The following is a 25,441-nucleotide window of genomic DNA, read 5'->3' on the forward strand; positions in this document are numbered from 1 at the left end:
TTCTCATCAACTGCTGTTTTTCGTGCTAATAGACAAAATTGTGATTAAAGATTCATCATCATGCTATTTTCTAATAAAAGGTTAGACCAGTTTCTGATATCCTTGCAGCGCAAAAAGCTTGCTATAAAACGCAATCTCTAGAAACCCCTATAGTAAGTGAACCATCGGCATACTGAATATACTTGAGGCGAAAAGCACATGTCTTCTGAACGAATCATTCCCCGTTCGCTATTGAAACTTCCTCTTTCTGTTTTTGTAAAGAGTACCGTGATCCCATCACAGCCTATTAACGACTTAAAGATAGATATCAATAAGCCGATCGTTTATGCACTTCCGTTTCGTTCCAATATGGATTTATTTACTTTAAGAAGAAAAGCACTGGAACTTGGCTTGCCCGATCCTCTATCTCCTTTGGAGATTAACGGCAAACAGATGGGACGTTACGTCAATATCATTTCTCGCCCACGCGTACTTCGAAACGATAAACATGTGCCTAGCGCTTCTATCGAGTTGTTTAGTGAACTGCTCGCAATGCATGATGAAGACCCAGATTTGGATGTTCAACTGATCCCAATTACGGTGATGTGGGGACGGAAACCAGGTAAGGAAGAAGATTTACGCCCCTATCTCAAAGCGATGAACGCACCACAAAAAGCGATGTCACTGTTGCTAGCAGGTCGCGACTGTATGGTTCGTTTTAGCCCAGTAGTGTCATTGCGGTACATGGCAGATTCTCACGGAACGGACAAATCCATTGCTCACAAGTTAGCACGAGTCGCCAGAATTCATTTCTCTAGACAGAGAATGGCGGCGTCTGGCCCTAACTTGCCAGTTAGAGGTCAACTATTTGATCGCTTACTAAATTCAGAAGTGATACGAAATGCGATTGCCGATGAGGCCGCAAGTAAAAACATTAGTCTTGAAAAAGCACAAAAAGAAGCTCACTCCATTATTGATGAAATAGCCGCCAACTTCTCCTATTCCCTAGTAAAAAAAGGCGACAAGATTCTAGGCTGGTTATGGAACAAACTCTACCAGGGTCTAAATATTAGTAATGCAGCAACGGTGCGAAGGTTAGCTCAAGACGGTCACGAGATCGTCTATGTTCCTTGCCATCGTAGCCATATGGACTATTTATTACTCTCTTATGTGCTGTATAACGAAGGAATGGTCACTCCGCATATTGCAGCAGGTATCAACTTAAACTTTTTCCCTGCTGGCTTTATTTTCCGTCGAGGTGGTGCATTCTTCATTCGTCGCAGCTTTAAAGGTAACCGACTCTACTCAACTATCTTCCGCGAGTATCTTGCCGAACTGTTTAGTAAAGGCTATTCCGTTGAGTATTTTAGTGAAGGTGGCCGTTCGCGTACTGGGCGTTTACTGCAGGCTAAAACCGGCATGCTCGCTATGACCATTCAAGCCATGTTAAGAGGCCTAGATAGACCTGTAACACTGGTACCGGTTTATATCGGTTACGAACATGTCATGGAAGTTTCAACCTATGCGAAAGAGCTTCGTGGTAAAAGAAAAGAGAAAGAGAATGCTGGCCAAGTGATAAAAACGCTTCGTAAGCTGCGTAATTTTGGCCAAGGTTATGTCAACTTTGGTGAACCGATTCCTTTGAATCAATACCTCAATGACCACGCGCCCGAATGGACAAAAGATATTGACCCATTAAATGCGCCACGACCTGAGTGGATGACACCTGTAGTTAATCAACTTGCGGTTAAGATGATGACTCATATTAACAATGCTGCTGCTACAAACGCACTTACCCTTTGCGCGACAGCACTGTTAGCTTCTAGACAACGGGCTTTAGCAAAAGACACCTTGGTATCGCAAATTGATTCTTACTTATCACTGCTTAAAAATGTCCCTTACTCTGATACAACTACACTGCCAGAGAAGAGTCCAGAAGAGCTGGTAAAACACGCGCTCACGCTAGATAAGTTTGTGGTTGAATCCGACACCATGGGGGATATTATCTCTCTAGATCGTCAACAATCGATTTTAATGACTTACTACCGTAATAATATTATTCACCTGTTTGCCCTCCCTTCACTCATTGCACAATTAATTGTTCAGAATGAAAGCTTATCGGTTGATGAGATTAAAACATCAGTAACACAATTATATCCATTCCTTAAGAAAGAACTGTTTTTGCGTTACGACACTGAACAAGTGGCTGAAGTCGTTGAGTCCATTATTGAAGAGTTAGCTAGACAACAACTAATCATCGCAAAAGATGGCCAAGTCACACTTAACGACCTGAACATTCAATCGCTAATGTTGTTAGGTAGAACAATTACCGAAACACTGCAACGTTACGCCATTGCCATTAATCTTCTCGGCTCCAATCCCGATTTAGATAAGTCTCAGCTAGAGAAGAAAAGTCAGGAAGTTGCCCAGCGCCTAGGTAGGCTGCATGGTATCAACGCCCCTGAATTTTTTGATAAAGGGGTATTTAGTTTCTTGTTCAATACCTTAAAAGAAGAGAAGTATATTGATATAAGTGGTAAGTGTTGCGTTGAAAAAACTCAATCACTGGCAGATATGCTTTCTAATCTGGTTTCTACTGAGGTAAAACTAACCATTCAAGAAAGTCTTTACCAAGAAAATGAAGAGTGATGGCATGTACTGAGGAGCTCTGCTCCAATTAGCCGTAATTTATCGTCGCACATAAAAAACAAAAAGGTTCTGAATAGCAGAACCTTTTTGTTTATATAAACGTGTGAACGAGACTATTTAGCCGCAACTCGAGATAAATGAACAAAGCACTAGAACGTACTCACCAATAAGCTGGCCGCCATAACCAAACCAACTTGGTTATTATTAAGAAAAGCTTTAAAGCAGTTATCTCGTTCTCTTTGTCTAATTAAGAATTGCTGATACACAAACAACCCTGCAGATACCAACACTCCCCAATAGAATGCTTGGCCGAGCTGTAACCACATACCTAAGCAGATAAAGAGAATTAAGGTAATAAGTTGCAATAAACCGATGATCATTTTATCAAAACGACCAAATAGAATGGCAGTAGACTTTAACCCCACCACCACATCATCATCTCGATCCACCATCGCGTATTGAGTATCGTAAGCTACCGTCCAGATGGCATTGATAATAAAGAGCAACCACACCTGAGCAGGCAATTCATTGGCTTGAGCCGCCCATGCCATTGGAATCGCCCAACTAAACGCCAAACCAAGAAACAGCTGGGGTAAATGGGTAAACCGCTTCATAAAGGGGTAGATAAAAGCGAGAACAATACCAATGAAAGAGAGCTTAATCGTCAAAGCATTCATGGTGAGTACAAGCAGAAAGGAGATAACCGCCAATAAGACAAACAGAATAATCGCTTCTATTGGCGTCACAGCACCAGAAGGTAGTGGTCGAAACTGCGTGCGTTTTACATGGCCATCAAAATCTCGATCAGCAAAATCGTTAATGACACACCCTGCAGAGCGCATCAATACAACGCCCATAACGAACACCACCAATACATCCCAGTTTGGTAATCCGTTGGCAGCTATAATAAGAGACCACAATGTTGGCCACAACAGTAGCAAAGAGCCTATTGGTTTATCCATTCTCATTAATAACCAATAAGATCGTGCCTTGGCAAAGCTCATCTATACTTTCTCCTTTGAATAGATGGGGGCATGAGGCAAAAACAGTTCCGCCACTAACATCGGTTTATCGTTCATCCATAATCTCGATCGTCTTGCAATCAGTTTACCAGAAGGGGTATCAACCCAGCCGACCTGTAATGCATCTCTAGAAACATTATCAACACTAAAAACCGTCAACCCTAAAGGTATATCACCCTGTTCTGCTAAATCATAAGGTTGCTTATCCAGTGAGCTGGCAGGAATGAGAGTTCTACCGACAACCCACTCTTCTTCATCACCAAACAAAACCACTTCGCGAAGCAGACATTGACCATCTGACAGCAGTGTTTTCTCACTCTCAGATATAGATTTAGCGGGAATCATAATGTTGTTTAATAAATTAACGGTGAGTTTTTCACATTTTTTTTCTAAACGACGAGACAAAGATCCCTTTTCAAGCAACCAAGGTAGCGAAACTTTATCAGAGGGTTCAAACTGGTTAATATCTTGCCAATCAATTTTTCCGAGAGCAGCAATGTAAAGCGAAATCAGCTCATTCATAGTTGTTTTTATTAATTAATGCTTGGGTTTTAGTAAAAGAAGCCGCAAAATACGATCATACCTTTGCGCTACATTGTAGCAGAACAAAGGGATTCGATAATCGGAATAAAAATAAAGAATCATAAATATGCTGACACGTTACCTCGTACTATTCATTTTTGCCTGCAGTTCACTGTTTTCTCTCTCCGCTTTAGCGGAAGAAGAAGCTGACCAAGGGCCTACTTTTGCCTATTATACGCTTGAACCAGATATGACGACCAATATTTATACTAAGGGAAAAGTCCTTAGTTATCTTCAAGTTCGTATTGATCTGATGGTTGCGGATAACAGTTATATTGCTGATCTGGAAGCTCATGATCCTCTTATTAGAGACACGATTGTTGAGATCATTGGAAAACAGTCAGCAGATCAGGTCAAAACCCTTGCTGGAAGGGAAGAGCTTCGTAAAACTCTATTAGATGAACTCAATAGTCTATTATTGGTGGAGACTGGACGAACGCTTATTGCCGATCTACTTTTTACCAAGTACTTATACCAGTAACTGCATTCGACAGCCAGTTATCACGACGATTTTTGGCTGTCTAACCATCCTAGTACTACACCGGATAACAAACCCACCAAATGCGCGGTATTGGCAATCGCCATATAAGGTTGAACGTAACCCAATACCAACCAAACCAACATAAAGACGACGATTGGTTTCGGTACGGCCAATCCTTTTTGCGGTGCACGACTGCCTAAAAGCCAAGTGTATCCAAGCAAGGCGTATACTACACCAGATAACCCACCAAAATTAGCATCCTCGACCCAATACTGCCCTGCTCCAGACAATGCGGCAGAAACCAAAAATATCTGCAATAACTTTAGTGTTCCAAGCCGTTTTTCAATATCGCCACCAAGCTGCCACCACCAAAGAAGGTTAAAGGCAATGTGCATCACTGAGAAATGAAGTAATGCGTGAGAAACCCAGCGCCAAAGTTGCCATTTCTGACTGTCATACGCAGGAAAATGAAGAGAAGAAAATATCGCTTGAGCCAAGCCTATCTGTTGCGCAATGAACAATACAATAGCAACCGTCATTAGCAGTAATGTTAACGGGCCAGCTTTCGCTTTTATCATATTCAACATACTGGGTGTATGATAAGAAAACTTACGGGTACGACTATCGGCCATCTCCCAAGATGCCGCTAGGTACTTCCTGTCTGCTGGATTTTGCAGAAACTGTTTCAGTTCAGACTCAGCTTCAAGTTGAAACTGATCCTCTTTGAGCCAAAGTGCAACTTTGCCTCCTTCTTCCGGCATCATATCAATATCAATATGTCGTGACGCCATATAATCTATGAACGCTTGAGCAACCCTAGGGTTATCAATCACCAATAACTTAAGCATTTATCCTCTCTCTGTTGGAAGACCTGCCGTATGCCATGCAGAAAAGCCACCAATCACACTATACACGTCTTCGTATCCTTGATTCACCAAGTATTCTGCTGCACCTTGGCTGCTGACACCGTGATAACACATCACAAGTACCGGCTGTTGGTAATCAATTTCATTCATAAACTCAACGATATTGTCGTTAGTAAGATGACGGGCCGACGCAGCATGGGATGTGGCGAAAGAACCCATATCTCTAATATCAACCATGACAGCATTATCTTCATTCAATAGCTGCTGTGCTCCCTTTGAGTCTATTTGCTTGAAACTACTCATGCCTTATCCTTTTTAATGGTCAAAATGTTATATGCAAAATGGCAAAATGTATGTTCACCATTTTATCCACTTACTGATCAATAAATCATCATCTGTGGATAAATTTGTGGATTGCGTTGATAAAGTGTTTTCAAGATCAAAGATCCACAATATGTAGTAATGATCTTTCTTTATCTGTGAGTATGTCCATAATTATCCCCAATGGAATAATGGCTCTTAAACCAGTCTATACTACAGTTCCCTACAGCTCGTTGAACATTTTCCCACAGAGTTATACACAGATTGAAATGACATTTGATCTCAATTTATGATCATTTTCAACCCTTGTTATTGGGTATAAAAAAACCGAGATCAATCGATCTCGGTTTTTTATAAATACATTAGTTGGAGTTTAGAACTCACCCACAGCCAATTTCAATTTCTTCATGGCATTTTTCTCTAACTGGCGAATTCGTTCTGCTGAAACATCATAAGTTTCAGCTAACTCTTGCAACGTTGACTTGGTATCTGTCAACCAACGAGAACGTACAATATGCTGGCTACGTTCATCTAACGTTGCCAAAGCGTGGCTCAAACGGTTATTTGTATGAGCTTCCCAGTTGTCTGCTTCAATATTATCAGCCACATCGGAATGCTTGTCTTCCAAATACAACACAGGCGCAGCATAACCGGCACTTGAATCGTCATCTTCTGTTGGCATTTCAAACGTCGCATCCTGAGCGGCTAAGCGAGATTCCATCTCTCGAACTTCCGATGGCTCAACTCCCAACTCTCTAGCAACAGTTTCAACTTCACTATTATTAAACCAACCTAAACGTTTCTTAGATTTACGTAGGTTGAAAAATAGTTTCCGTTGAGCTTTGGTGGTGGCAATTTTTACAATGCGCCAGTTTCTCAATACATATTCATGTATTTCTGCTTTAATCCAATGCACTGCGAACGAAACCAGACGAACACCAACTTCCGGGTTAAAGCGTTTTACCGCTTTCATTAATCCAATATTACCTTCCTGAACAAGGTCAGCCATTGGCAATCCATAACCGGAATAACCACGTGCAACATGAACAACAAATCGAAGATGAGAAAGAATAAGACCTTTCGCCGCTTCAATTTCACCTTTGTAATGTAATCGTTCGGCCAGCTCACGCTCTTCATCAGCAGTTAGCATTGGGTAGCTGTTTGCTGAACGAATATAGCTATCTAAGCTATCTTGTGAAACTAAAGCCATTTGATACGGTTGCTTTGCCATTCAATTCCTCAATAATCTTACCAAGAGTAATATTTTACTTCTAAACCCATCAATATTGAACCTAATCAAAGAAAGTTTCAATAAGGGGATGCTAATTATCCATAGATATTTCAGCTTAACAAGGCCGAAAGTGAATATCTTATATGGATAACACCATCTTTATGACAAATTACGGTTAAACTGGTTCAATTTCTCTTAAATGTTTACGTGCAGACAATTTAGCGGCAATAAAACCAAGAAAAGTGCCTAGCATGAGTAGCAACAAAGATTCATCCCAATTTAATCCCATCAAGCGGAATTGGCTGTCATACAGTAATGCCAAGTCTTCCACAGCACCATTTAACAAAACAGTGATAACCGCCGTTAACACCCATGCACATAAAGCACCAATTGAGCCAAACCACATACCAGAGTAGAGATACGGACGTAAGATGAAGCTGTCAGTCGCACCTATCAGCTTCATGACTTGAATCTCATCTTTATGCGCTAACACTGTAAACCTAAGGGTATTCCCCACAATCAAGAATACCGATGCCAACATTAATACAGCCAAAGTGATAGCAACCGTGGTCGCCAAATTTTGGATGGCGGTTAATCTCGCTAACCAATCTTCATCCAGTCGTACATCGGTAATATCATCCAATTGCTGACTTAACTGAGCGATGTTACGAATATCGCTGTTTTGCTCGCTGGCGGGTTGTATAACGAGAACAGCAGGCAGCGCATAGTCACTCAATATAGAAATGGCTTGCTCAAACCCAGAATACTCACTTAAATCATTAAGACCTTGCTGAGAAGAGATATATTGCACACTAGCGACATTTTCCCAGCTTTCCATTTGGTCTTTTATCACCATAACCCGCGCTTCAGAGATACCTTCTGCCACATAAGCACTTACACGAGATGGTGTTGTGACACCTTCAGCAACTTTAGCGATATTCTTACCCACCAAATAGCCGCTAGCAGGTAGAGCCAGCGCCATTGCGATGACCGCTAATGTCAATATGTTACCTAAAGGCCTAAGCCACAAACTTGCCAGCGATGCTTTCGCTTGCCGAAAATGAACTTTAAAAAATCCGTCATGTTCAATAACAGACTTGGCGCGATTTTTATTGGCCATACCCTTCAACCTCGCTCATAAAACCTTGATTAAGTTCAAACCTGCGATGCTGAGGCCGGCTATTCACTAAGCTAATATCATGAGTCGCGATAATGATAGACACACCTGCGCGATTAAACTCTTCAAATATCTGCATGGTACGATTAGAGAGCTCGGGATCTAAATTTCCTGTTGGTTCATCTGCTAATACGAGTGCAGGTCGGTTAACGACCGCTCTAGCGATACCCACTCTTTGCTGCTCACCACCAGACAATTGGCTTGGCAGACATTTTGCCTTATCGAGCAAGCCAATTTTATCCAGTGCCGCGGATACCCTATGTTTAATGTCTGTCTCTCTTGCCGACTCAATCCTCATAGGTAAGGCGACATTTTCAAAGACAGAACGATCCATTAACAGTCGGTGATCCTGAAAAACGATACCTATGTTTCGCCTTAAAAAGGGAATGTCTTTGCTAGAAATCTTAGTGATGTCATGACCATTAAAATGAATACTTCCGTCAGAGGGACGTTCCATAGCACAAATCAATTTCAGTAAAGTACTTTTTCCGGCACCAGAGTGCCCACCTAAGAAAATCATCTCACTTTTCCTTAGATGAAAATCCACCTTTTGTAGTGCTTGGCGGCCTCCGCGATATGCTTTACTTACTTGTTGAAATCTAATCACCCATCTTTCCTCTGACGTAATCTATAACCTACAGAATTTGACCCAATTACTCTTCTCGGCTAAACAAGGCTTCTATAAAGTCATCTGTATTGAACGGTCTTAAGTCGTCGATACCTTCACCAACACCAATATAACGAATTGGAATAGTGAACTGATCAGCAATGGCAAAGATAACACCACCTTTTGCTGTGCCATCCAATTTTGTCAACGTAATACCCGTTATAGGAGCCACATCACTAAATAGCTTGGCTTGGCTAATGGCATTTTGGCCTGTTCCGGCATCCAGAGTTAACATGATTTCATGAGGTGCTGAATCGTCAATCTTTTTCATTACACGAACAATTTTTCGCAGCTCTTCCATCAAGTTGCTCTTGTTCTGTAATCGACCTGCTGTATCCGCAATAACGACATCAACACCGCGTGCTTTCGCAGCTTCAATTGCGTCATAAATAACAGATGCGCTATCTGCGCCAGTATGCTGAGCAATAACAGGAACATCATTTCTCTCTCCCCACACTTGCAGCTGTTCAACGGCTGCAGCTCGGAAAGTATCTCCAGCGGCAAGCATTACGGATTTGCCTTGAGCTTGGAACTGTTTTGCTAACTTGCCAATGGTCGTCGTTTTACCTACGCCATTAACCCCTACCATCAAAATAACATAAGGGCTCTTTTGAGTATCAACCGTCAGTGGTTGATCTACATGAAACAGTATTTCACTCATCTCTTCTTTTAATAGGCCGTATAACGCTTCACCGTCTTTAAGCTCTCTTCGAGAAGCTTTTTCAGTTAAGTTTGAAATGATTTTTAATGTTGTATCCATACCAACATCGGCAATCAAAAGCTGCTCTTCTAGCTCTTCAAATAGGTCGTCATCTATTTTCTTTCCTTTGAACAAACCAAAGAAACCGGCGCCAATATTTTGCTTGGTACGAGATAAGCTACGTTTAAGACGGGCAAAAAAGCCTTCTGTTGGCTTTTCTTGTTCTACCACTCGCGGAGATGACTCTTCTGACTCTTCTGACTCTTCTGACTCTTCTGACTCTTCTGACTCTTCTGACTCTTCTGACTCTTCTGACTCTTCTGACTCTTCTGACTCTTCTGACTCTTCTGACTCTTCTGACTCTTCTGACTCTTCTGACTCTTCTGACTCTTCTGACTCTTCTGACTCTAGGGCAGAATGAGCGCCATCTTGCTCAGATGCAACCTCAACCTCTTCATTACTGACAGACGTTTCATTGATATCATCTTCAGAATGCAACTCTTCAACCACCACAGAGGACTCAGACTGATGCTCAATATCTTGTTCATCAGCCGCTAACTCACTATCTGCTTGTTGTTCGAGTTCGTTATCGCGAGTGCTATCCTGCTGCTGACTCGGTTCTATCTGTTCTAGATCCGTCTGCTTAACTTCGTCCTGCTCAACTTCAACTTGCTCTTGCTGATCCGTTGTTTCATTCTGAGTTGTCTCTTGGTCTTGCTCATCTTTATCACCAAAACCAAGCCATGAAAATAATCCGCGTTTTTTCTTTTCCGTCATCTGGAGAAATCCTAGATTTTACTGCTACTGTTATGAGTCTTAGTTTCAACTCTTGACTCTGCTTCTTGCTCTGTTTCGTTATTGAAACAGAATTAATGCACAAAGTACTGAAATCTTTTGACAATGATTGGTACACTTCGAACTGGTTATAGTATCACTTTATTCGCGGTCAAAAAATCTATGGTAAGACGTCGTCCACAAAACTCTCTCACAAAAAAGGCATCTATCGGCTCTGTTCGTATAATTTCTGGGCTCTGGCGCGGTAGAAAACTTCCCGTGCATAATGCTGAAGGCTTACGCCCCACTACCGATAGAGTAAAAGAAACGGTATTTAACTGGCTTTCACTCGATCTCCCTCACGCAAAATGTCTTGATCTATTTGCGGGCTCTGGAGGTTTAGGCTTTGAGGCCGCATCAAGGCAAGCAGAGCAAGTTGTCATGCTAGAATTAAACTCCGCAGCGCATCAACAGTTACTCACTAATATTGCCCTATTGAAAACAGATAAAATTACAGCAATACAAACAGATGCTCTACACTATTTAAACCAGCAAGGCACAGCCCATGATATCGTGTTTATCGATCCTCCGTTTAGGCAGGGTCTGCTAGAAGAGACCATACAACGCCTTGAAGAGAATGGATGGCTAAGTGATGAAGCCATGATATACATAGAAACAGAGAAAGAACTTACCTTGCCAGCCATACCCGTTCACTGGAGCTTATACAGAGAAAAGACCGCAGGACAGGTAAGTTTTAGACTTTATCAAAGGAACAGCAAATGAAAATACTAATTATGTTGGCAAAGATCTCCATTGCCTTTGTGTGGATGGTTCTAATTCTAAATTTATTTATGCCTTTTCCCGGCAAAGCAGCCATCGCTCTTTACATTATGACGGCATTTTTATTTATGATGCATGCGGTGCAAATGCTCATTTTCATCGGAGCTTTTGGCGACAAAATTGAGATCAGTGGATGGGAAAAATGGTCCATATTAATTTTTGGTATTTTTTCGCTGCTTGATATCAGACGAAAACATATGATGTAAAAAAAGCGCATGATAAATGCGCTTCTATCTATCCCATATAATCTTTAATACCGTCTAACAACATTTGCATAGAGATCATTACTAACAATAATCCCATTAAGCGCTCAACGGCTTTTAAGCCTCGTTCCCCCAGTAACTTATGGAAAAAGTTGTAAAACATAAGAACAACGAAACTCGCTCCCCATGCAATCAACAAGGCTGCCGCCCAATCACCTAATCGGTCGGGCTCTTGGCTGGAAAGTAACAATAGAGAAGCCATGACCGATGGTCCCGCGATCATAGGGATTGCCATAGGAACAATATAGGGCTCTTCACCAGCGGCGAGTCCTGTAACCCCACCCGGTTGAGGAAAAATCATTCTGATCGCAATAATAAACAAAATGACTCCACCAGAGATACTCAAGGTTTCAGGCTGAACATGTAAGAAATTAAGTACTGTCTGACCACCAAATAGAAACGCCATCAATATCACCAAAGCAATACAGAGCTCGCGAACCAATATAATTCGGCGTCTTTTAGGGTCAATATGTTTAAGAATGGAAAGGATAACTGGTAGGTTTCCTAAAGGATCCATAATTAAAAACAGCATGGTTGCTGCTGACAATAATTCCATCGCTATTTACATCTCAACAATTAATGGTGATATGAATTTAATAATACTCATAAATCCGTGTTGTTAAACATCAATGTGCGCATTTGTTAGCAGCACAAGAAGAGAACTTGCCTGCTACGCAGGAAACTTTCTGTTTACTGATAAAGAAATCAAACAGGGTATCAAAGTCTAATCCTTCACTCTGACAAGTATGGAAAAGCACATCTTTACCATACTTTTCAGTAAGGTAAGATTTTAGTTCTTCTCTAGTAAGGGAGTTTTCAGAAAGAATATCGAGAACAGTGTGCCCATGAATTTGCTGTGCCATTAAAACCTCCTAGCATTAAAGCATAGAGAATACAGCGAATAGCACAAAATATCTTCTATTTACGAAAAGATAAGATATTTCAACTCGCGTTTATTTTAAAGATAAATATAAAACGGATATCAGTTAGTAACCAGCCACACTAGAAAGTGTCGACAAGTCTTAAATGATAACGGAAGCGACCATAAATGCGTGACCAAGGAAAAGCCCAGCGGTAGAAAGTATATCTGCCCGAATGGTTGAACGTCGATAGATGTTGAGCGCCCTAATCAATGTCGCAATAATGAAAACTGAACAAGAAACACAAGCAAACAAATGATTTGCTGTTGGATCGACTAACCATACTGCGATTGAAGCCCATACCATTTGCACAAGAATAAGCCCCATAACAGATACGGGGAGCACCACTTTATCCAGTCGAGGTAGCAGCATTAATACCACCATTACTGCTGCTGCAAATAAAATAGAGGGTAACCACCAGCTAATTTCTCCGTTAAAGGGCAGCCATAACGCTTTGCTATAACAGAGAAAAGCAATGATGAACATGCTAAAGGCAGCTTTAACTTTTGCTTTAGAGAGCGACCAAAAAAAATCAGCACAAATGGAAAGTAATAAACCGAGGGCAACCCAAACAAATTGTGGCTTTTCACTACCTGATACCACTAGGATAGCGAATAAAAAAAGAAGCGTGATAGGCTTAGAGATGTAAGACAGTCTTTTATTCTCATGATTGACCGTTGAGATATGAATTAAACCAGACAGTCCGACGATTAGCCAGCTCCACATAGTGCTTCCTCTTTGTTACGAAGGTCGCCAGTGTAGGAAAATAGATATGTTAGTCCAGTAACTAATCGCAATAGTTGGATCTAAGCAGCTAAATTACTGGCTAGCTGAAACCAATTAGATCGAACAAGTAACATGATTAACATTTAATTAACCATGAGAGCATTGGCTAAAATGTTTTTAACGCATCATCGCATCGATGATGCGTCGTTATAAGTGTGCAGAAAGCTTGTCCCAATGAGCGTAATAAAAACCTAACGCAGCAAGAGTAATTAGTGCCATTAATGACACAGCAATGCACCAAATAAACCGACCAGCTCGTGGGGTTAACTCTTTCTCACAGGCGTCGCACACAGATAAAAACGCCTTTCTATCATCTAAACGAAAATCATCTTCATGCACGATCTTATTTCTTATTGTCGCAATATAACGCAACCGACTAATAACATCATGAGGCAATCTCTCTTCAGTACTGGTAATCAGTTGATGAAGCCCTTTACCTTCAGCATGATATTGAACTCTCAATAGTTTCTCTATCCGACGAGTGCGCTTAACGACTTTTTCAATATCTGACATCGTAATATCCCTCTACACTCAAGTTTCCATTCCATAACTTAAGTATAAGTAAATTCTCATAAATACGGGAACATCTTTACAAAAAATAACAAAAACCGGCTACTCATAGAGAGCACATGCCCCTATGGAAGCAGCCATCGCGTTTTTGATGAGCGTGACAATAACCAGCTGCTCGCTAGAGCTAAACTTCCGCTGACCGCTACCCACAGAGGGATTTCCCATGCCGGATGACCTTGATCCCAACCAAACGCTTTTACTGGCCATAAGAAAAGTGGATGAAGTATATAAATCCCTAAACTATGCTGGCTAATAAAACATACGGCTTTATTAAATTTTTCCGGCAACTGACGGTTGGCAACATATCGGCACAACATAAACAACATTGACGCTATCACAACGGTATTAATCGTTTTGTAAGATAGCCATCTTGCTACGGTGTACTGGCCGGCGTCCAAACTTAGTGAGGTCACCATCGCTATCGTCAATAACCCAGCGACTAACCCAGCCAAAGTGATTAATACCACATTGGCTCTCTTTAATGACACCTTTTGATACAACAGGTAACCAAGAGGTAAGTAACCACTATAGAGCCACATCTGATTGCTCCAAGGCCCATCAATTTTTGCCAGATACAACACGGTTGTGAACAGCCATAAACCAACGTATAGCACTAACCAAGACTCATGCTGCTTTTGTACTGCTGCTTGAAAGAAAGGGATAACAAAATAGAGAGGAATAAAGTAATAGAAAAAACCAAGATGATAATAGGTAGCGGAGGTCGCACTATTTAGTAGAGCACCTTCTACCTCTTGAGCTATAAAGCCTTGCGCAGTCCAACCTGACAAATAAGCATAAAAAAGCGACCAAACCAAGAAAGGCAACAGTACTTTCCCTAAGCGTCGCTTTAAATAATATGGAAGATTAAACTCTCTTCGATCACTCAACATAAGCGCCCCTGTAATCAAGATAAATACAGGGACAGCCCAACGACTTAAACTGTTAACAGAAATTGCGGTAAACCATTCATCAAATGAAATAACACCAAGCTCATGCCGGTATGGCGCTAAAACATGAATAGCTATAACCGCTATCGCAGCAACACAACGTAATAGATCAAAAAAGAAAACACGCTCTTTCATAAATTCACTTTAGCAATAGTACTCGCCTAACTATAACAACTTATGCATATCATTGGTCAGAACCAAGTAAGAAAATAGTCATGCAGCTTATCGTGATAATTAGTGTGTCTCCGCCAAAATAAAAGCACGCGTTATGATCTTACCTCATGAGATGAATGCGAATTAGGCAGATACAAAGAGATAAGAGTAGTAACAAGTAGGAATGCAAAAGAGACCCACAAACACGCCGCTAACCCTGCAATCTGGAACACCCACCCGGACAAAATGGTGCCAATTAATCGACCCATAGCATTCGCCATATAGTAGAAACCGACATCCAAAGAAACCCCATCACCTTTCGCGTAGCTAACAATCAGATATGAATGTAAGGATGAGTTAACAGCAAAAATAGCACCAAATATCAGTAGTCCAACAACGATAGTAAATTCTGCTTGCCAGCCGATTTGTACCCCATACGCAATGGCTGCTGTTACCACCGTAAGTAATGCTGCCCATCGCATCGCCACTGAACCATCAGGTACCTTTCCTTCTGCTTTGCCTGTTATTTTGGGCGCCACACCCTGAACAACACCATAAGCAATCACCCACGATGCCAAAAACCCGCCGACCCATAGATGATCCCAACCAAATACCGATCCCAAATAGATAGGCAAGGCCACAACAAACCAGACGTCTCTAGCGCCAAATAGAAACATTCGTGCTGCTGACAAAATATTTATGCTGCTCGATTTGGAAAATATCTGTTTAAACTTTGGCTTGCTTTTCGCTTTCCCTAGGTCTTTTTCTAAACTTATAAGGCTGGCAATAAACACCACGATGAGTACTGCCGCCATTGAGAGAACAGCATACTGAAAGCCGATATAAGAGAGCAATAAACCGCCGATAAAGAACCCCATTCCTTTAAGGGCGTTTTTCGATCCCGTAAGAATAGCAATCCACTTATATAAAGCGCCCTGCTGCTCATCTGGAACCAAGGTTTTTATGGCACTCTTGGCGCTCATTTTATTCAGATCTTTAGCGATTCCCGACACCGCCTGCGCTGCCATTACCCAAGGAATTGTTAACCATACATTAGGCACAGCAAGCATCATTAAGGCCACAATTTGCATTGCCAAACCAATGTTCATCGTTCGGTTTAAACCGAGCCGAGCCCCTAACCAGCCCCCAATAAGGTTGGTAACAACACCAAAAAACTCATAAAACAGAAAGAGCGAAGCAATGGCAAGGGTGCTATAGCCAAGATCGTGGAAATATAACACCACCAGCATACGAAGCGCGCCATCTGTAATGGTGAAGTTCCAATAGTTAAACGTCACTATCATGTACTGACGAATACTTTTATCGAGATTTGAAAACATTTCTCTACCTAATTTGTACAGCGATCAAAGCATTTAGATCATCATGATCCAAATGCTCATTTATCTCTTAGGGTCTCAAGATACTCAACCTGAACAGGCTTGGTGTATGCGCCGGGTCTTAATGCTTGAACCTCATTGACTATGGAGTCAATTTCCCACCCTTTTTCTAATAGTAAATGAGCGGCAAGAAGCCCTGTCCGACCAGACCCACCCATACAATGCATAACAACTTTGCCATTGTTGTCCAATATGGCATGTAACTCTGAAGAGACTGCATTCCATTTCGTAGCAAAGTCGCTTTCAGGAGCGCGATCATCTTCAATAGGCAAGTGAAACCACTTCATCGCCAAAGAACGACTAACCTCTTCTAACTGCTGTACATCTTTACTGACCATTTCATCCATTGTCAGTGCCGTTACTATCGCTTCTGCTCCTTGCTCTTTCAACTGCATTAAAGAGTCACGCAACGAAACACCTTTGGTTCCGGGACAAGGTGTTAAAATAAGGGCCGCATCATCGTCGGTTTTATTAACCTTTAACTGCCAAATTGGGTGTGTCATATCATTCATCCTTAAGCTAAACCTACATTACGTACCAACTCAGATGTACGAGTTGCATAGCCCATTTCATTGTCATACCAAGCATAGATCTTCACCATTCGCGTTCCTACCACCATAGTTGATTGAGCATCAACAATGGTTGAACGTTGATCACCTTTGTAATCAATGGAAACTAAAGGTCGAGTTTCATAACCCAAAATCCCTTTTAGCTCGCCTTCCGACGCTTCCTTTAATAAAGCGTTAACTTCTTCATGCGTAGTATCTCTTTTCACGTCAAAGATAATGTCTGTCAATGAGGCATTCGCTAATGGAACTCGAACAGCGTGTCCATTGATCTTATCTTTTAACTCTGGGAATATTTCTACAATGGCAGTCGCCGAACCTGTAGTCGTAGGAATTAAACTGGTGCCGCACGAACGAGCACGACGTAGATCTTTATGAGGGGCATCCAGAATAGTTTGTGTATTAGTCAGGTTATGAATCGTGGTAAATGATGACTGTTCAATACCAAGTTTCTCATGAATAACTTTTACTACCGGTGCAATACAGTTAGTGGTACAAGATGCCGCCGTCACTATTCGGTGAATACTTGGATCGAAAATATGGTCATTTACACCCACAACGATATTTGCCACACCTTCTTCTTTCACCGGTGCAGAAACAACCACTCGCTTAACACCTTGTTCTAAATATTTATTAAGAATCGCTTTTTTACGATGAACACCTGTCGCTTCGATCACCACATCACAGATAGACCAGTCAACATCGTCAATATCGGACACTTGCGTTGTTTTTATCTTCTGCTGATTAATAACAATATCACTTCCATCCACATTCACTTCATGCTGCCAGCGTCCTTGAATAGAATCAAATTCAAGCAGATGAGCCAATGTCGTTGTGTCTCCAGCAACATCATTTATCATGACAAACTCAATTTCAGGCCAGTCAAACGCTGCACGCATTGCTAAACGTCCAATACGACCAAAACCATTAATACCAACTTTAATAGGCATAATTGTTCCTTTTAATTAGGTTACTATTTGTATAAATTTCATTTAATTAACATACCGACGGTCTGTTCTGCATAGCAGCTAGGCGGTCGATATCTTGCTGATAGGTTTGCTTCAAGCAGTTTGATGCGCTTAAGTTCTCAATAATCTTTCTCATCCAGCCTGGCAATTCATCTGATACTCGGTATTTGATCCACTGACCTTTTCGCTCATCAATGAGCACACCAGATTGTCTCAACTTAGCGAGATGGCGAGATATTTTGGGTTGGCTCTCTTCAAGTGCCTCTGTTAGTTCACATACACACAGCTCTTGCTCTCGGCTAATAAGTAGCATGCACCTTACTCTCGTCTCATCCGACAGTAATTTAAAAAACTCACTTGGGATCATAATACAACTCACACATATGGATATGCGCATATATTAACAACACGATGAGATAGTGCAAGAGCCAATGTGGATTGTAATCAAATATTCATAAACTGGTTGCGCGGTTAAACCGTCTACTCACAAACCATTATCGGTGTTACTCTTACGGGAAACTCAGATATCAAATTGATGCTAATGCAAGAAGAATGGTATTCAAATAAAATGGAAAATCAGGTTGCCAAACTTTGGCAACAGCGAGACGAAGGCTATATCCAAGGCTGCGCCGACAAGCAGCTTTACTGGGTTTCTTTAACAGCACCTCACCACACTAAAGCAGTAATAGTGGTAAATGGGCGGATTGAATCTGCATGGAAATACCAAGAACTGTTTTATGATTTATACCAGAAAGGTTTCGACGTTTACTCGTTTGATCATAGAGGGCAAGGACTTTCTGAGCGACTTATTGAGAACCCGCAAATGGGCTATGTGGATCACTTCGATGATTACGTCGACGACATGGCATCCGTGTTAGCGAACGTTGACCTGAGTGGTTACCAACAACGTCATATTCTCGCCCACTCAATGGGTGGAGCTGTTGCGACACGCTATCTACAACGTTATTCAACTACCCCGTTTAATAGCATAGCCTTAAGTGCTCCCATGTTTGGTGTTGATATAAAATGGTACCTAAGGCCAATCGTCACTTATCTAATCCCTGTGATAGTGACTCTTTATACCAAGCCATTTTATCTCACAGAAAACAGAGATTATTACCCTAAACCGTTTGAAATAAACCCATTAACCTCTAGTTCACTACGTTACCATTGGTTTCGACAATTATATGAAGCCAAACCTGAAATGAAACTTGGGGGGCCGAGTGCTCGATGGATATGGCAAGCACTCTCTGCTGCTAAGCAGTGTACTTTTGAAGCAAGAAAAATCGATATCCCACTATTACTACTCCAAGGTTCACAAGACAAAATCGTCAGCAATAGCGCCCAAGACACATTCATAACGGCTTTAAAAACAACCAATAATGATAGTGAGCTAAAAATTATAGATGGGAGCAAACACGAGATCTTGTTTGAATCAGACACGATTCGAGAGAGCGCCTTGGAACAAGTGTTCGCTTTTTTTGAGGACACTAAAAGAGGAAAGTAATATTTACCCTCTTTTCTACGATTTCTTTCACGTACACTGTGTGCGTCAATTAACTCTCGCTATATGAGGCAATTATGTCCAAAGATTCTCACTCACATTTTACTATTGTTGCATCCGACCTTGATGGCACACTCCTTTCTCCAGACCATCAGTTGAGTGAAGTCAGTAAGCAGACACTTAAAGCTCTGCATCAACAAGGATACCATTTTGTTTTTGCTACAGGTCGTCACCATATCGACGTAGCAAATATGCGCGAACAAGTGGGTATACCTGCTTATATGATTACCTCAAACGGTGCACGAGTTCATGATGTGAACGATCAGCTTATGTACAGTAAAGATATTGAAAGCGATTTGGTGCAGCCTATTCTTGATTTGGTGAAACACGATAGCGATTTACGCATCAACCTTTACCACAATGACCAGTGGTTGATTAACCAAGAAGATAAGCTGCTGAAAGAGTTCCACAAAGAATCAAAATTTAGTTACTCGCTGTTCGATATTGACCATGCACCTGAACAAGGTATCGCTAAAATTTTCCTTATTCATACTGATCACGACCATTTGGCTAAATATGAAACTAAGATAAATGAGAAATTCTCAGAGGTGACTAGTGTGGCGTTCTCTACACCTAACTGCTTAGAAATTATGGGTAAAAGTGTCTCTAAAGGCGCTGCGCTTGATGCTGTGGCACAAACATTAGGCTTCACATTACAACAATGTATCGCCTTTGGTGATGGTATGAACGATGCCGAAATGCTTTCTATGGCAGGAAAAGGCTTGGTTATGGAAACCGCTCACGAAAAAGTAAAACGCGCTCTTCCAAATAATACCGTCATTGGTTCTAACGCCGACAATGCCGTCGCTCACTATCTCAACTCAAACTTACTTTAACCTCACAAAATAGTAGAGAGTCACTTACCGTGGCTTTCTACTCCTTACTTGCTCAGATAGAATAACCATCAACAAGATCATCAAAATACATAGCCATTGCTGGTTGTGGCTAATATAAGGACGACCTTTATGTCTCTGAACATTCGACACCTTGTCGTGACGGCCTGCGTGTTTCTTCAGGCTTGTTCATTATTTCCCTTTACCGAAGAAAAAGAACCGCTTGAAACTCATCCAGCACCACTGCCGATATCAGAGTTGACCAAACAACAGACAAAGACCGCGCCATTTATGCTTAGAGGAAAGTTAGTTATGAGTCATGATACTCAGACTTTTACTCCTTGTAATAGCAACCAGCAGTACTGGGCGGTATTTAATGACCTTCAGCAAACTCTTATAAATAATTCTATACCAGCATCATCAGAGCCTTTATACGCTGAGCTAGTCGTCACTTTAAGCGAAACCAGCCCATACGGCGTTGATAGAGATTACACCGCTAAACTCAATGTCTCTATGATCAACCTTATTAGTACCGAAAACCCTAATCGCTGCTCAGCTTCTCCACAGTCAACTAGAGCGTTTGGAACGGAACCTTTTTGGTCATTAGCGTTATCCAAAAATCAAGTGACCTATCGCACCCCTGAACAGAGCCGTGTATTTGATCGCCTGTCGAGCAGTATAAAAGAGAAGCGTCGCGATTATCAGTTTGAAGATGGTCAACTGACCTTAACGCAATCCGATTGTAATGATGGTATGAGTGATTCGTTATACGGATGGAAATCCAAACTTTCACTAATGAACAACCAACTGAAAGGTTGCGCTACACTAGCAAATGTAGATAACACCGCTAGCTGGGCCGGTGTTTATCAAGCCACTAGCACACAACCACAACCGTTCTCAGTGACCGTTGAGCTTAATGACGATCACAGTGCAAAAACCTATTACCGCTACCAAGATAACCAACCTGAAAGAAGAGAGATGGGATATTGGCAACAGATAAACCCTGATCAGGTTCAGGTGGTAATGACTTCTCATCAAGGGCAACGACTGATTGCAGAGCGTATTTTCACTAGAGAAGAGAACCGTATTTCGACTGATAAAGAAAAAATAAACGGCCATATTTATACCATTGCTAACCAAGGTTTAGTCCTATACAAAACTGACAATGACTAATTCACCTCAACATGGCGACCAACAGTGTCCTCAATGCGGTTTCCGTTATCAATGTGTTTGCCATTTATGGCCATCTATTGATAGCTCATTATCTATTGTGCTCATTTCGCACCCTAATGAACTGGCGAGAAGCACAAATACAGGCAAGTTACTTCAGCACAGCCTAGCAAACTGTCGTACTTTTATCTGGGATAGAAAACAGCCAGATAGTGAGTTACTCGCTTGCTTACATGAGAGTCCTAAAATTCCACTGGTTCTTTTTCCTTCTGATGACAGCATTGAACTAGATAGGGTCATAAGTAAGCACTCACAAACTGATATTTATGATAAATATCAGTTTGTGATACTAGACTCCACTTGGCAAGAAGCCGCTAAAATGATGCGAAAAAGTCCATGGTTAAATAAGCTGGCAAAGGTACATTTAAGCAGTACACAGCTATCCAGATATTCATTAAGACGAAACCAACAGCCAGGTCACTTATGCACTTGTGAGGTGGGAATAGAGTTACTGTCACTATTCCAAGACGATCAAAATGCCAATACACTTTGTGACTTCTTTCAGCATTATCTCTCTGTTTTTAAAGCAGATAAAAGTGGTCATCGCTACCTACCCCCCCAGTAAGTAACCTCAGCTCGGGATAATTAGCTTTAACTTGAAATTAGAGCATAAAAAAACCAGCAGGCATTACCCACTGGTTCTAAATTAACCGCGCTGTCTTATTTTAAGACAACGCACACCAACAGTACGTTGATTTAGTTTGCTTCAAGTAACTTCAATGCTTGCCTTGAGACATCATTTGCAGCATGAGTGAGTTCTTGTTTTTCCAATGTGTCTGCTAGATAAGCATAATCGGAGACATTGGCACGAACAGAGAGCGCATGTTCTAAATGCTTCTGAGCTTCTGTCCATTTTTCTGCACGGAAGTAAAACTGCCCTAACGCGCTATGCGCGGCCGCATTATCCGGCTCTTTCTTAATGATACCTTCTAAAAGCACTATCGCTGGATGTTCATCGTTCAGGTTCATATTAGGAAGCAGAGCGATAAGATCATCATGACGATTTTTCTTTAGCGTCTCTTTAACAACAGTAAATGCTTCACTGTCCGCTTTTCTTTCCATCAATTGTTTAACAAAACAGGCGATTAAAGCCGTATCTTTTCGCACCTTTCTTGGCAGTTGATTCCAGTGCGCCATCAGACCTTCACTGCCTTTTTCCTGAGCAACATCAGCCAACATGCCACACTGAGCTTGGTGAGCAAGAGCCACTTGCTCTTTGGCGTCCAGACTGTTCATTTTCGCTAGCTTAGGAAGAATAGCCAATAATGGTTGCCACATTCTTAAATTGAGATAGGTCGTTTTAAGAAGGTTTAACACCATAGCATTATTTGGATAATCCGCTTTTAAGCTGGATAACGTTTCGTTAGCTTGGCTATATTTCTCTTCTCGTACTTGTAATCTTGCTTTGGTTAATAGTACGGCCAAAGTGGAGTTATCCTGCTTATCGGCAAGCTCCAAGTAGTGATCTCGTTTTTGCTCATTGCCCATCTCTTGAGCGGCTTCAGATGCAATCAAGTAACAGAGTAATGGCATGTCATGATGGTTAGCCCATCGAGTCACTTTCTTCTCTGCTGCCTGCCAATCACCTTCTAATAGTTTTACGATACCTTCATTGGTATAGCGGCGTGCTCGTTTAAGTTTACGCACACTAAACCAGTTCCACGTTGTGCTACTAACTCGTAGCGCCTTTTTAATGATGTACTCGAGCCCAAACAGCGCAGCGAGTAACGCTATGATCAGCACCACCAGCGTTGTTACGCTCATTTCAACGGTTTTATCCGCTATAGAGATCAGCACATAACCCTGTTGTCCGGCAAATTGGGTTCCAACAAAGAGTCCTATTCCAAGTACTGCGAAGAGGAAAATCATCCTAATCATTATTTTTCCTCCACTGTCATACTTGTTACTTGACGACGTAAGCGCTCATTGATCACATCAGAAAGTGCTTTTTGCGAAGAGAGCTTAACTGGATATTTGACTGAAATATTTTGGGTTGCCAGCTGTTGTATTGATTTGCTGAACTGCTCTACAGCGGGATCATCCAGTTTGAAGAACTGCATCGCCCACTTGTCTGCAACATCTAAAGACATTTTGTAGATTTCTTGATTCTCTTGGTAGACAGCACGCACAGCGGTTTCAATTTTACCTTTAATGTTCTCTTTCAAATAGTAATGCTGTTTTGGCGACAACAACGGAATCACATTACCATCACGAGTTCTAAAGGTAATAAATTGCTCAGAGAAGTCTTTCATAGAGGTCAATAAGTTCTCTTGCCAATCGTTAATGTCTTCAGAAACCACGGCTTTTTCGACCACTGGAGCATCCGGCAAAATAGCATTAGCAAGAGGTAATTGATCCACTTGCTGCTGCAAACTCATTAGTCGTAATGCCAAACCGTCTTTATCTATTAATGCGACCGATTTAAGAGCCGTAATATCTTTCGCCATCTCTTTACGTAATGGCACTAAACTTGGGTCATTCAATACTGAAATTCGTTGATCCGCACTCTCCATTAGCAGAGTGGCACTCTCAACATCTTTCTCTAGCATTAATTTGCGCCCAGCTAACTTAACCAAATAGTCTGACTCAGCTAATAACCAATCATTAGGACGACGACCTTTCACGTCAGCCAAAGCAACTTGTAGACTTTTAATACTTTTCTGCTGTTGGTCAATCGCGGTTTCAGTCTTGTTATCAACTTGCTTAATATCTGACTGAGTCGTTGCCTTCGCTGATGCTAATTTCTGCTCAAGCTGACTATTCATGTTTTTAATTTGCGCTTCTAATTGCGCGATTTGAGCTTGATGTTGCGTGTTTTGCTGATTAACCAGCACCGCTGCACCACCACCGACAAATAGGGTAAGGAAGATAGCAAAAGTACCTAGCTTCACGCCTCTTTTACCTTGCTTCTCTTCTAACTCAATAGGCTTAGTTGACGGCTGAGGTTTTGCCTTCGAAGACGGTTTGTTAGCATCAGTCGCCAATTTATCATTCGATGCCGATTTAGCATCTGAAGAGGGCTCTTTTACTGCTGCCTTTGACGCTTTTGATGATTCCGTTTTTTTCGGCTTATCATCTTTTGCTTTTTGATTATCGGTTGATGAAGTTACTTCTGTTTGAGAGTCTTTTTTTTCAGGTTCAGATTGCCCGTTATTCTTACTTGTCATGCGCTTGTCCTGTTGTACACTGCGGCAGAATTGCAGCTAATAAGTCGGGATTCGATGCGCTTCCCGAAACCAATACGTTATTAAATCCTAATTCATTTGCCAAGTACGCTATACGCTTACTCGGAACAATGACCCATCTATTACATAGCCACTGTTTGTCTGGCACTTGCTGAAACAAGTGCTCTAATTGTTCTCCACTCGTGGTGATAACATGAGTGATGTTTTTTTCTTGCCAGTCATTGAGTATAGATTGGCCATCAAAGGTCTGTTTGTGACGCTGGTAGACTTCACAATAATCCACTGTGGCTAAGCGTGTTGTCAATGTAGAGTAAATTAACTCTCTGCCACCGTTGCCTCTTAAGATAACAACACGTTTATGCTCTATATTTTGTAATGCGCTCAGTTGTAAAAAATGCTCGCTATCACTGACCTCGGGATAGCATACTTGCTGGTGAGACACTGAGCCTAACTTTTCTGCTGTTTTTTGACCAATCGCAAAATAGAGTGCTGTACTGGGCCAATTTTCTTGCTGCGATTGCAAAATTTTGTCGGCCCAAAGTACCGCTTGTTTACTTACAGCAATAATAATCTCTGCTCCACTTAATAAGGGAAGTAACCCCTCATTATCTTTTCCGGGCAAAAACCGGATAAGAGGATAATGGTGAGCAGTTATGCCTTGGGCCTGTACCAAACGACACAACTCCTCTCCTTCACCTTCAGGACGAGTAATCAAAACAGCCATAGCCGAAGAAGAATGGCTTAAAGCAGATTTAGTCATCTCAGACATA

Annotated in this window: 28 protein-coding genes; 8 read left to right on the forward strand and 20 right to left on the reverse strand. The window is 41.5% G+C overall.

Features of this window, described 5'->3' with window-relative positions; genetic code table 11:
- The first annotated feature begins 198 nt into the window (after positions 1-198).
- Positions 199-2,628, forward strand: a complete 2,430-nt coding sequence (gene plsB / locus CHJ_RS14365) for a glycerol-3-phosphate 1-O-acyltransferase PlsB (protein WP_317917985.1) — start codon at positions 199-201, stop codon at positions 2,626-2,628.
- 149 nt (positions 2,629-2,777) lie between these two features.
- Here the strand turns inward: plsB and ubiA are convergent, their stop codons facing one another.
- Positions 2,778-3,632 carry a 4-hydroxybenzoate octaprenyltransferase gene (gene ubiA, locus CHJ_RS14370; RefSeq protein ID WP_317917986.1) on the reverse strand — a complete coding sequence of 285 codons (855 nt, stop codon included), beginning with the start codon at positions 3,630-3,632 and terminating at the stop codon, positions 2,778-2,780.
- Complete coding sequence (locus CHJ_RS14375; RefSeq protein WP_317917987.1) at positions 3,633-4,172, reverse strand: chorismate lyase; 540 nt, start codon at positions 4,170-4,172, stop codon at positions 3,633-3,635. It abuts the gene before it with no gap.
- A 127-nt stretch (positions 4,173-4,299) separates the two neighbouring features.
- On the opposite strand from CHJ_RS14375, the gene CHJ_RS14380 reads away from it, so the two are divergent.
- A complete protein-coding gene (locus CHJ_RS14380; RefSeq protein WP_171754995.1) occupies positions 4,300-4,713 on the forward strand; it encodes a flagellar basal body-associated protein FliL in 414 nt (137 codons plus the stop codon).
- A gap of 20 nt (positions 4,714-4,733) precedes the next feature.
- On the opposite strand, the gene glpG is transcribed toward CHJ_RS14380, so the two are convergent.
- The 6 genes from glpG to ftsY form a co-directional block, all read right to left on the reverse strand.
- Complete coding sequence (gene glpG, locus CHJ_RS14385; RefSeq protein ID WP_171754994.1) at positions 4,734-5,561, reverse strand: rhomboid family intramembrane serine protease GlpG; 828 nt, start codon at positions 5,559-5,561, stop codon at positions 4,734-4,736.
- The gene (gene glpE, locus CHJ_RS14390) at positions 5,562-5,882 is read right to left on the reverse strand and encodes a thiosulfate sulfurtransferase GlpE (RefSeq protein WP_317917988.1); all 321 of its coding nucleotides are present in this window, start codon (positions 5,880-5,882) and stop codon (positions 5,562-5,564) included. It lies immediately after the preceding gene.
- A 391-nt stretch (positions 5,883-6,273) separates the two neighbouring features.
- Complete coding sequence (gene rpoH, locus CHJ_RS14395) at positions 6,274-7,131, reverse strand: RNA polymerase sigma factor RpoH (protein WP_171754992.1); 858 nt, start codon at positions 7,129-7,131, stop codon at positions 6,274-6,276.
- A gap of 175 nt (positions 7,132-7,306) precedes the next feature.
- Entirely contained in the window at positions 7,307-8,251 is a 945-nt protein-coding gene (gene ftsX, locus CHJ_RS14400) for a permease-like cell division protein FtsX (protein ID WP_171754991.1), read from the reverse strand.
- Complete coding sequence (gene ftsE, locus CHJ_RS14405; RefSeq protein WP_171754990.1) at positions 8,241-8,915, reverse strand: cell division ATP-binding protein FtsE; 675 nt, start codon at positions 8,913-8,915, stop codon at positions 8,241-8,243. The genes ftsX and ftsE overlap by 11 nt, the downstream gene beginning before the upstream one ends.
- Before the next feature lie 46 nt (positions 8,916-8,961).
- Entirely contained in the window at positions 8,962-10,452 is a 1,491-nt protein-coding gene (ftsY, locus tag CHJ_RS14410) for a signal recognition particle-docking protein FtsY (RefSeq protein ID WP_317917989.1), read from the reverse strand.
- Positions 10,453-10,632: 180 nt separating this feature from the next.
- Between ftsY and rsmD the strand changes: the two genes are divergently transcribed.
- Together rsmD and CHJ_RS14420 are read left to right on the forward strand one after the other, a co-directional pair.
- Positions 10,633-11,232 carry a 16S rRNA (guanine(966)-N(2))-methyltransferase RsmD gene (rsmD, locus tag CHJ_RS14415; RefSeq protein WP_317917990.1) on the forward strand — a complete coding sequence of 200 codons (600 nt, stop codon included), beginning with the start codon at positions 10,633-10,635 and terminating at the stop codon, positions 11,230-11,232.
- Positions 11,229-11,495: a DUF1145 domain-containing protein gene (locus CHJ_RS14420; RefSeq protein ID WP_171754988.1), complete on the forward strand. Its 267-nt coding sequence runs from the start codon at positions 11,229-11,231 to the stop codon at positions 11,493-11,495. Before rsmD ends, CHJ_RS14420 begins: the two co-directional genes overlap by 4 nt.
- Positions 11,496-11,523: 28 nt before the next feature.
- On the opposite strand, the gene CHJ_RS14425 is transcribed toward CHJ_RS14420, so the two are convergent.
- The 9 genes from CHJ_RS14425 to CHJ_RS14465 form a co-directional block, all read right to left on the reverse strand.
- The gene (locus CHJ_RS14425; RefSeq protein ID WP_171754987.1) at positions 11,524-12,108 is read right to left on the reverse strand and encodes a YhgN family NAAT transporter; all 585 of its coding nucleotides are present in this window, start codon (positions 12,106-12,108) and stop codon (positions 11,524-11,526) included.
- Positions 12,109-12,178: 70 nt separating this feature from the next.
- Positions 12,179-12,415 carry a YecH family metal-binding protein gene (locus CHJ_RS14430; RefSeq protein ID WP_171754986.1) on the reverse strand — a complete coding sequence of 79 codons (237 nt, stop codon included), beginning with the start codon at positions 12,413-12,415 and terminating at the stop codon, positions 12,179-12,181.
- Positions 12,416-12,574: 159 nt separating this feature from the next.
- Positions 12,575-13,198 carry a lysoplasmalogenase gene (locus CHJ_RS14435; RefSeq protein ID WP_317917991.1) on the reverse strand — a complete coding sequence of 208 codons (624 nt, stop codon included), beginning with the start codon at positions 13,196-13,198 and terminating at the stop codon, positions 12,575-12,577.
- Positions 13,199-13,405: 207 nt separating this feature from the next.
- Positions 13,406-13,771 carry a DUF4145 domain-containing protein gene (locus CHJ_RS14440; RefSeq protein ID WP_171754984.1) on the reverse strand — a complete coding sequence of 122 codons (366 nt, stop codon included), beginning with the start codon at positions 13,769-13,771 and terminating at the stop codon, positions 13,406-13,408.
- Between the two features lie 122 nt (positions 13,772-13,893).
- Positions 13,894-14,910 carry an acyltransferase gene (locus tag CHJ_RS14445; RefSeq protein WP_317917992.1) on the reverse strand — a complete coding sequence of 339 codons (1,017 nt, stop codon included), beginning with the start codon at positions 14,908-14,910 and terminating at the stop codon, positions 13,894-13,896.
- Between the two features lie 131 nt (positions 14,911-15,041).
- Positions 15,042-16,268, reverse strand: a complete 1,227-nt coding sequence (arsJ, locus tag CHJ_RS14450; RefSeq protein WP_317917993.1) for an organoarsenical effux MFS transporter ArsJ — start codon at positions 16,266-16,268, stop codon at positions 15,042-15,044.
- Positions 16,269-16,324: 56 nt separating this feature from the next.
- The gene (locus CHJ_RS14455; protein WP_317917994.1) at positions 16,325-16,828 is read right to left on the reverse strand and encodes a cyclin-dependent kinase inhibitor 3 family protein; all 504 of its coding nucleotides are present in this window, start codon (positions 16,826-16,828) and stop codon (positions 16,325-16,327) included.
- Between the two features lie 11 nt (positions 16,829-16,839).
- Positions 16,840-17,841 carry an ArsJ-associated glyceraldehyde-3-phosphate dehydrogenase gene (locus CHJ_RS14460; RefSeq protein ID WP_171754980.1) on the reverse strand — a complete coding sequence of 334 codons (1,002 nt, stop codon included), beginning with the start codon at positions 17,839-17,841 and terminating at the stop codon, positions 16,840-16,842.
- A 46-nt stretch (positions 17,842-17,887) separates the two neighbouring features.
- The gene (locus CHJ_RS14465; protein ID WP_171754979.1) at positions 17,888-18,226 is read right to left on the reverse strand and encodes a metalloregulator ArsR/SmtB family transcription factor; all 339 of its coding nucleotides are present in this window, start codon (positions 18,224-18,226) and stop codon (positions 17,888-17,890) included.
- A 201-nt stretch (positions 18,227-18,427) separates the two neighbouring features.
- Between CHJ_RS14465 and CHJ_RS14470 the strand changes: the two genes are divergently transcribed.
- The 4 genes from CHJ_RS14470 to CHJ_RS14485 all read left to right on the forward strand — a co-directional run bounded on the left by CHJ_RS14470 (position 18,428) and on the right by CHJ_RS14485 (position 22,051).
- Entirely contained in the window at positions 18,428-19,366 is a 939-nt protein-coding gene (locus CHJ_RS14470) for an alpha/beta fold hydrolase (protein WP_317917995.1), read from the forward strand.
- Positions 19,367-19,440: 74 nt separating this feature from the next.
- A complete protein-coding gene (locus tag CHJ_RS14475) occupies positions 19,441-20,259 on the forward strand; it encodes a Cof-type HAD-IIB family hydrolase (RefSeq protein ID WP_171754977.1) in 819 nt (272 codons plus the stop codon).
- 129 nt (positions 20,260-20,388) lie between these two features.
- Positions 20,389-21,429, forward strand: a complete 1,041-nt coding sequence (locus CHJ_RS14480) for a COG3650 family protein (protein ID WP_317917996.1) — start codon at positions 20,389-20,391, stop codon at positions 21,427-21,429.
- Positions 21,422-22,051, forward strand: coding sequence for a tRNA-uridine aminocarboxypropyltransferase (locus tag CHJ_RS14485; protein ID WP_317917997.1), 630 nt, complete (start codon positions 21,422-21,424; stop codon positions 22,049-22,051). The genes CHJ_RS14480 and CHJ_RS14485 overlap by 8 nt, the downstream gene beginning before the upstream one ends.
- A gap of 131 nt (positions 22,052-22,182) precedes the next feature.
- On the opposite strand, the gene CHJ_RS14490 is transcribed toward CHJ_RS14485, so the two are convergent.
- Genes CHJ_RS14490 through CHJ_RS14500 form a run of 3 tightly spaced genes read right to left on the reverse strand, consistent with a single transcriptional unit; the run spans position 22,183 to position 25,440 of the window.
- Positions 22,183-23,364 (reverse strand): heme biosynthesis protein HemY, encoded by a 1,182-nt coding sequence (locus CHJ_RS14490; RefSeq protein WP_171754974.1) that lies wholly within the window; start codon positions 23,362-23,364, stop codon positions 22,183-22,185.
- Positions 23,364-24,653: a uroporphyrinogen-III C-methyltransferase gene (locus tag CHJ_RS14495; RefSeq protein ID WP_317917998.1), complete on the reverse strand. Its 1,290-nt coding sequence runs from the start codon at positions 24,651-24,653 to the stop codon at positions 23,364-23,366. Before CHJ_RS14495 ends, CHJ_RS14490 begins: the two co-directional genes overlap by 1 nt.
- The gene (locus tag CHJ_RS14500) at positions 24,643-25,440 is read right to left on the reverse strand and encodes a uroporphyrinogen-III synthase (protein ID WP_317917999.1); all 798 of its coding nucleotides are present in this window, start codon (positions 25,438-25,440) and stop codon (positions 24,643-24,645) included. Before CHJ_RS14500 ends, CHJ_RS14495 begins: the two co-directional genes overlap by 11 nt.
- Position 25,441 lies beyond the last annotated feature (1 nt).

It is taken from the genome of Vibrio sp. MACH09 (assembly GCF_033238805.1).
GTDB lineage: Bacteria > Pseudomonadota > Gammaproteobacteria > Enterobacterales > Vibrionaceae > Vibrio.

Coding starts and splice junctions, on each gene's coding strand:
- CHJ_RS14485 (WP_317917997.1), top strand. CDS start 21,422: ATGACTAATTCACCTCAACATGGCGACCAACAGTGTCCTCAATGCGGT.
- CHJ_RS14500 (WP_317917999.1), bottom strand. CDS start 25,440: ATGTCTGAGATGACTAAATCTGCTTTAAGCCATTCTTCTTCGGCTATG.
- CHJ_RS14425 (WP_171754987.1), bottom strand. CDS start 12,108: ATGGAATTATTGTCAGCAGCAACCATGCTGTTTTTAATTATGGATCCT.
- arsJ (WP_317917993.1), bottom strand. CDS start 16,268: ATGTTTTCAAATCTCGATAAAAGTATTCGTCAGTACATGATAGTGACG.
- ubiA (WP_317917986.1), bottom strand. CDS start 3,632: ATGAGCTTTGCCAAGGCACGATCTTATTGGTTATTAATGAGAATGGAT.
- CHJ_RS14470 (WP_317917995.1), top strand. CDS start 18,428: ATGGAAAATCAGGTTGCCAAACTTTGGCAACAGCGAGACGAAGGCTAT.
- CHJ_RS14440 (WP_171754984.1), bottom strand. CDS start 13,771: ATGTCAGATATTGAAAAAGTCGTTAAGCGCACTCGTCGGATAGAGAAA.
- glpG (WP_171754994.1), bottom strand. CDS start 5,561: ATGCTTAAGTTATTGGTGATTGATAACCCTAGGGTTGCTCAAGCGTTC.
- rsmD (WP_317917990.1), top strand. CDS start 10,633: ATGGTAAGACGTCGTCCACAAAACTCTCTCACAAAAAAGGCATCTATC.
- rpoH (WP_171754992.1), bottom strand. CDS start 7,131: ATGGCAAAGCAACCGTATCAAATGGCTTTAGTTTCACAAGATAGCTTA.
- CHJ_RS14435 (WP_317917991.1), bottom strand. CDS start 13,198: ATGTGGAGCTGGCTAATCGTCGGACTGTCTGGTTTAATTCATATCTCA.
- glpE (WP_317917988.1), bottom strand. CDS start 5,882: ATGAGTAGTTTCAAGCAAATAGACTCAAAGGGAGCACAGCAGCTATTG.
- plsB (WP_317917985.1), top strand. CDS start 199: ATGTCTTCTGAACGAATCATTCCCCGTTCGCTATTGAAACTTCCTCTT.
- CHJ_RS14465 (WP_171754979.1), bottom strand. CDS start 18,226: ATGATCCCAAGTGAGTTTTTTAAATTACTGTCGGATGAGACGAGAGTA.
- CHJ_RS14380 (WP_171754995.1), top strand. CDS start 4,300: ATGCTGACACGTTACCTCGTACTATTCATTTTTGCCTGCAGTTCACTG.
- CHJ_RS14460 (WP_171754980.1), bottom strand. CDS start 17,841: ATGCCTATTAAAGTTGGTATTAATGGTTTTGGTCGTATTGGACGTTTA.
- CHJ_RS14495 (WP_317917998.1), bottom strand. CDS start 24,653: ATGACAAGTAAGAATAACGGGCAATCTGAACCTGAAAAAAAAGACTCT.
- CHJ_RS14455 (WP_317917994.1), bottom strand. CDS start 16,828: ATGACACACCCAATTTGGCAGTTAAAGGTTAATAAAACCGACGATGAT.
- ftsY (WP_317917989.1), bottom strand. CDS start 10,452: ATGACGGAAAAGAAAAAACGCGGATTATTTTCATGGCTTGGTTTTGGT.
- ftsX (WP_171754991.1), bottom strand. CDS start 8,251: ATGGCCAATAAAAATCGCGCCAAGTCTGTTATTGAACATGACGGATTT.
- CHJ_RS14420 (WP_171754988.1), top strand. CDS start 11,229: ATGAAAATACTAATTATGTTGGCAAAGATCTCCATTGCCTTTGTGTGG.
- CHJ_RS14490 (WP_171754974.1), bottom strand. CDS start 23,364: ATGATTAGGATGATTTTCCTCTTCGCAGTACTTGGAATAGGACTCTTT.
- CHJ_RS14445 (WP_317917992.1), bottom strand. CDS start 14,910: ATGAAAGAGCGTGTTTTCTTTTTTGATCTATTACGTTGTGTTGCTGCG.
- CHJ_RS14480 (WP_317917996.1), top strand. CDS start 20,389: ATGTCTCTGAACATTCGACACCTTGTCGTGACGGCCTGCGTGTTTCTT.
- CHJ_RS14375 (WP_317917987.1), bottom strand. CDS start 4,172: ATGAATGAGCTGATTTCGCTTTACATTGCTGCTCTCGGAAAAATTGAT.
- CHJ_RS14430 (WP_171754986.1), bottom strand. CDS start 12,415: ATGGCACAGCAAATTCATGGGCACACTGTTCTCGATATTCTTTCTGAA.
- CHJ_RS14475 (WP_171754977.1), top strand. CDS start 19,441: ATGTCCAAAGATTCTCACTCACATTTTACTATTGTTGCATCCGACCTT.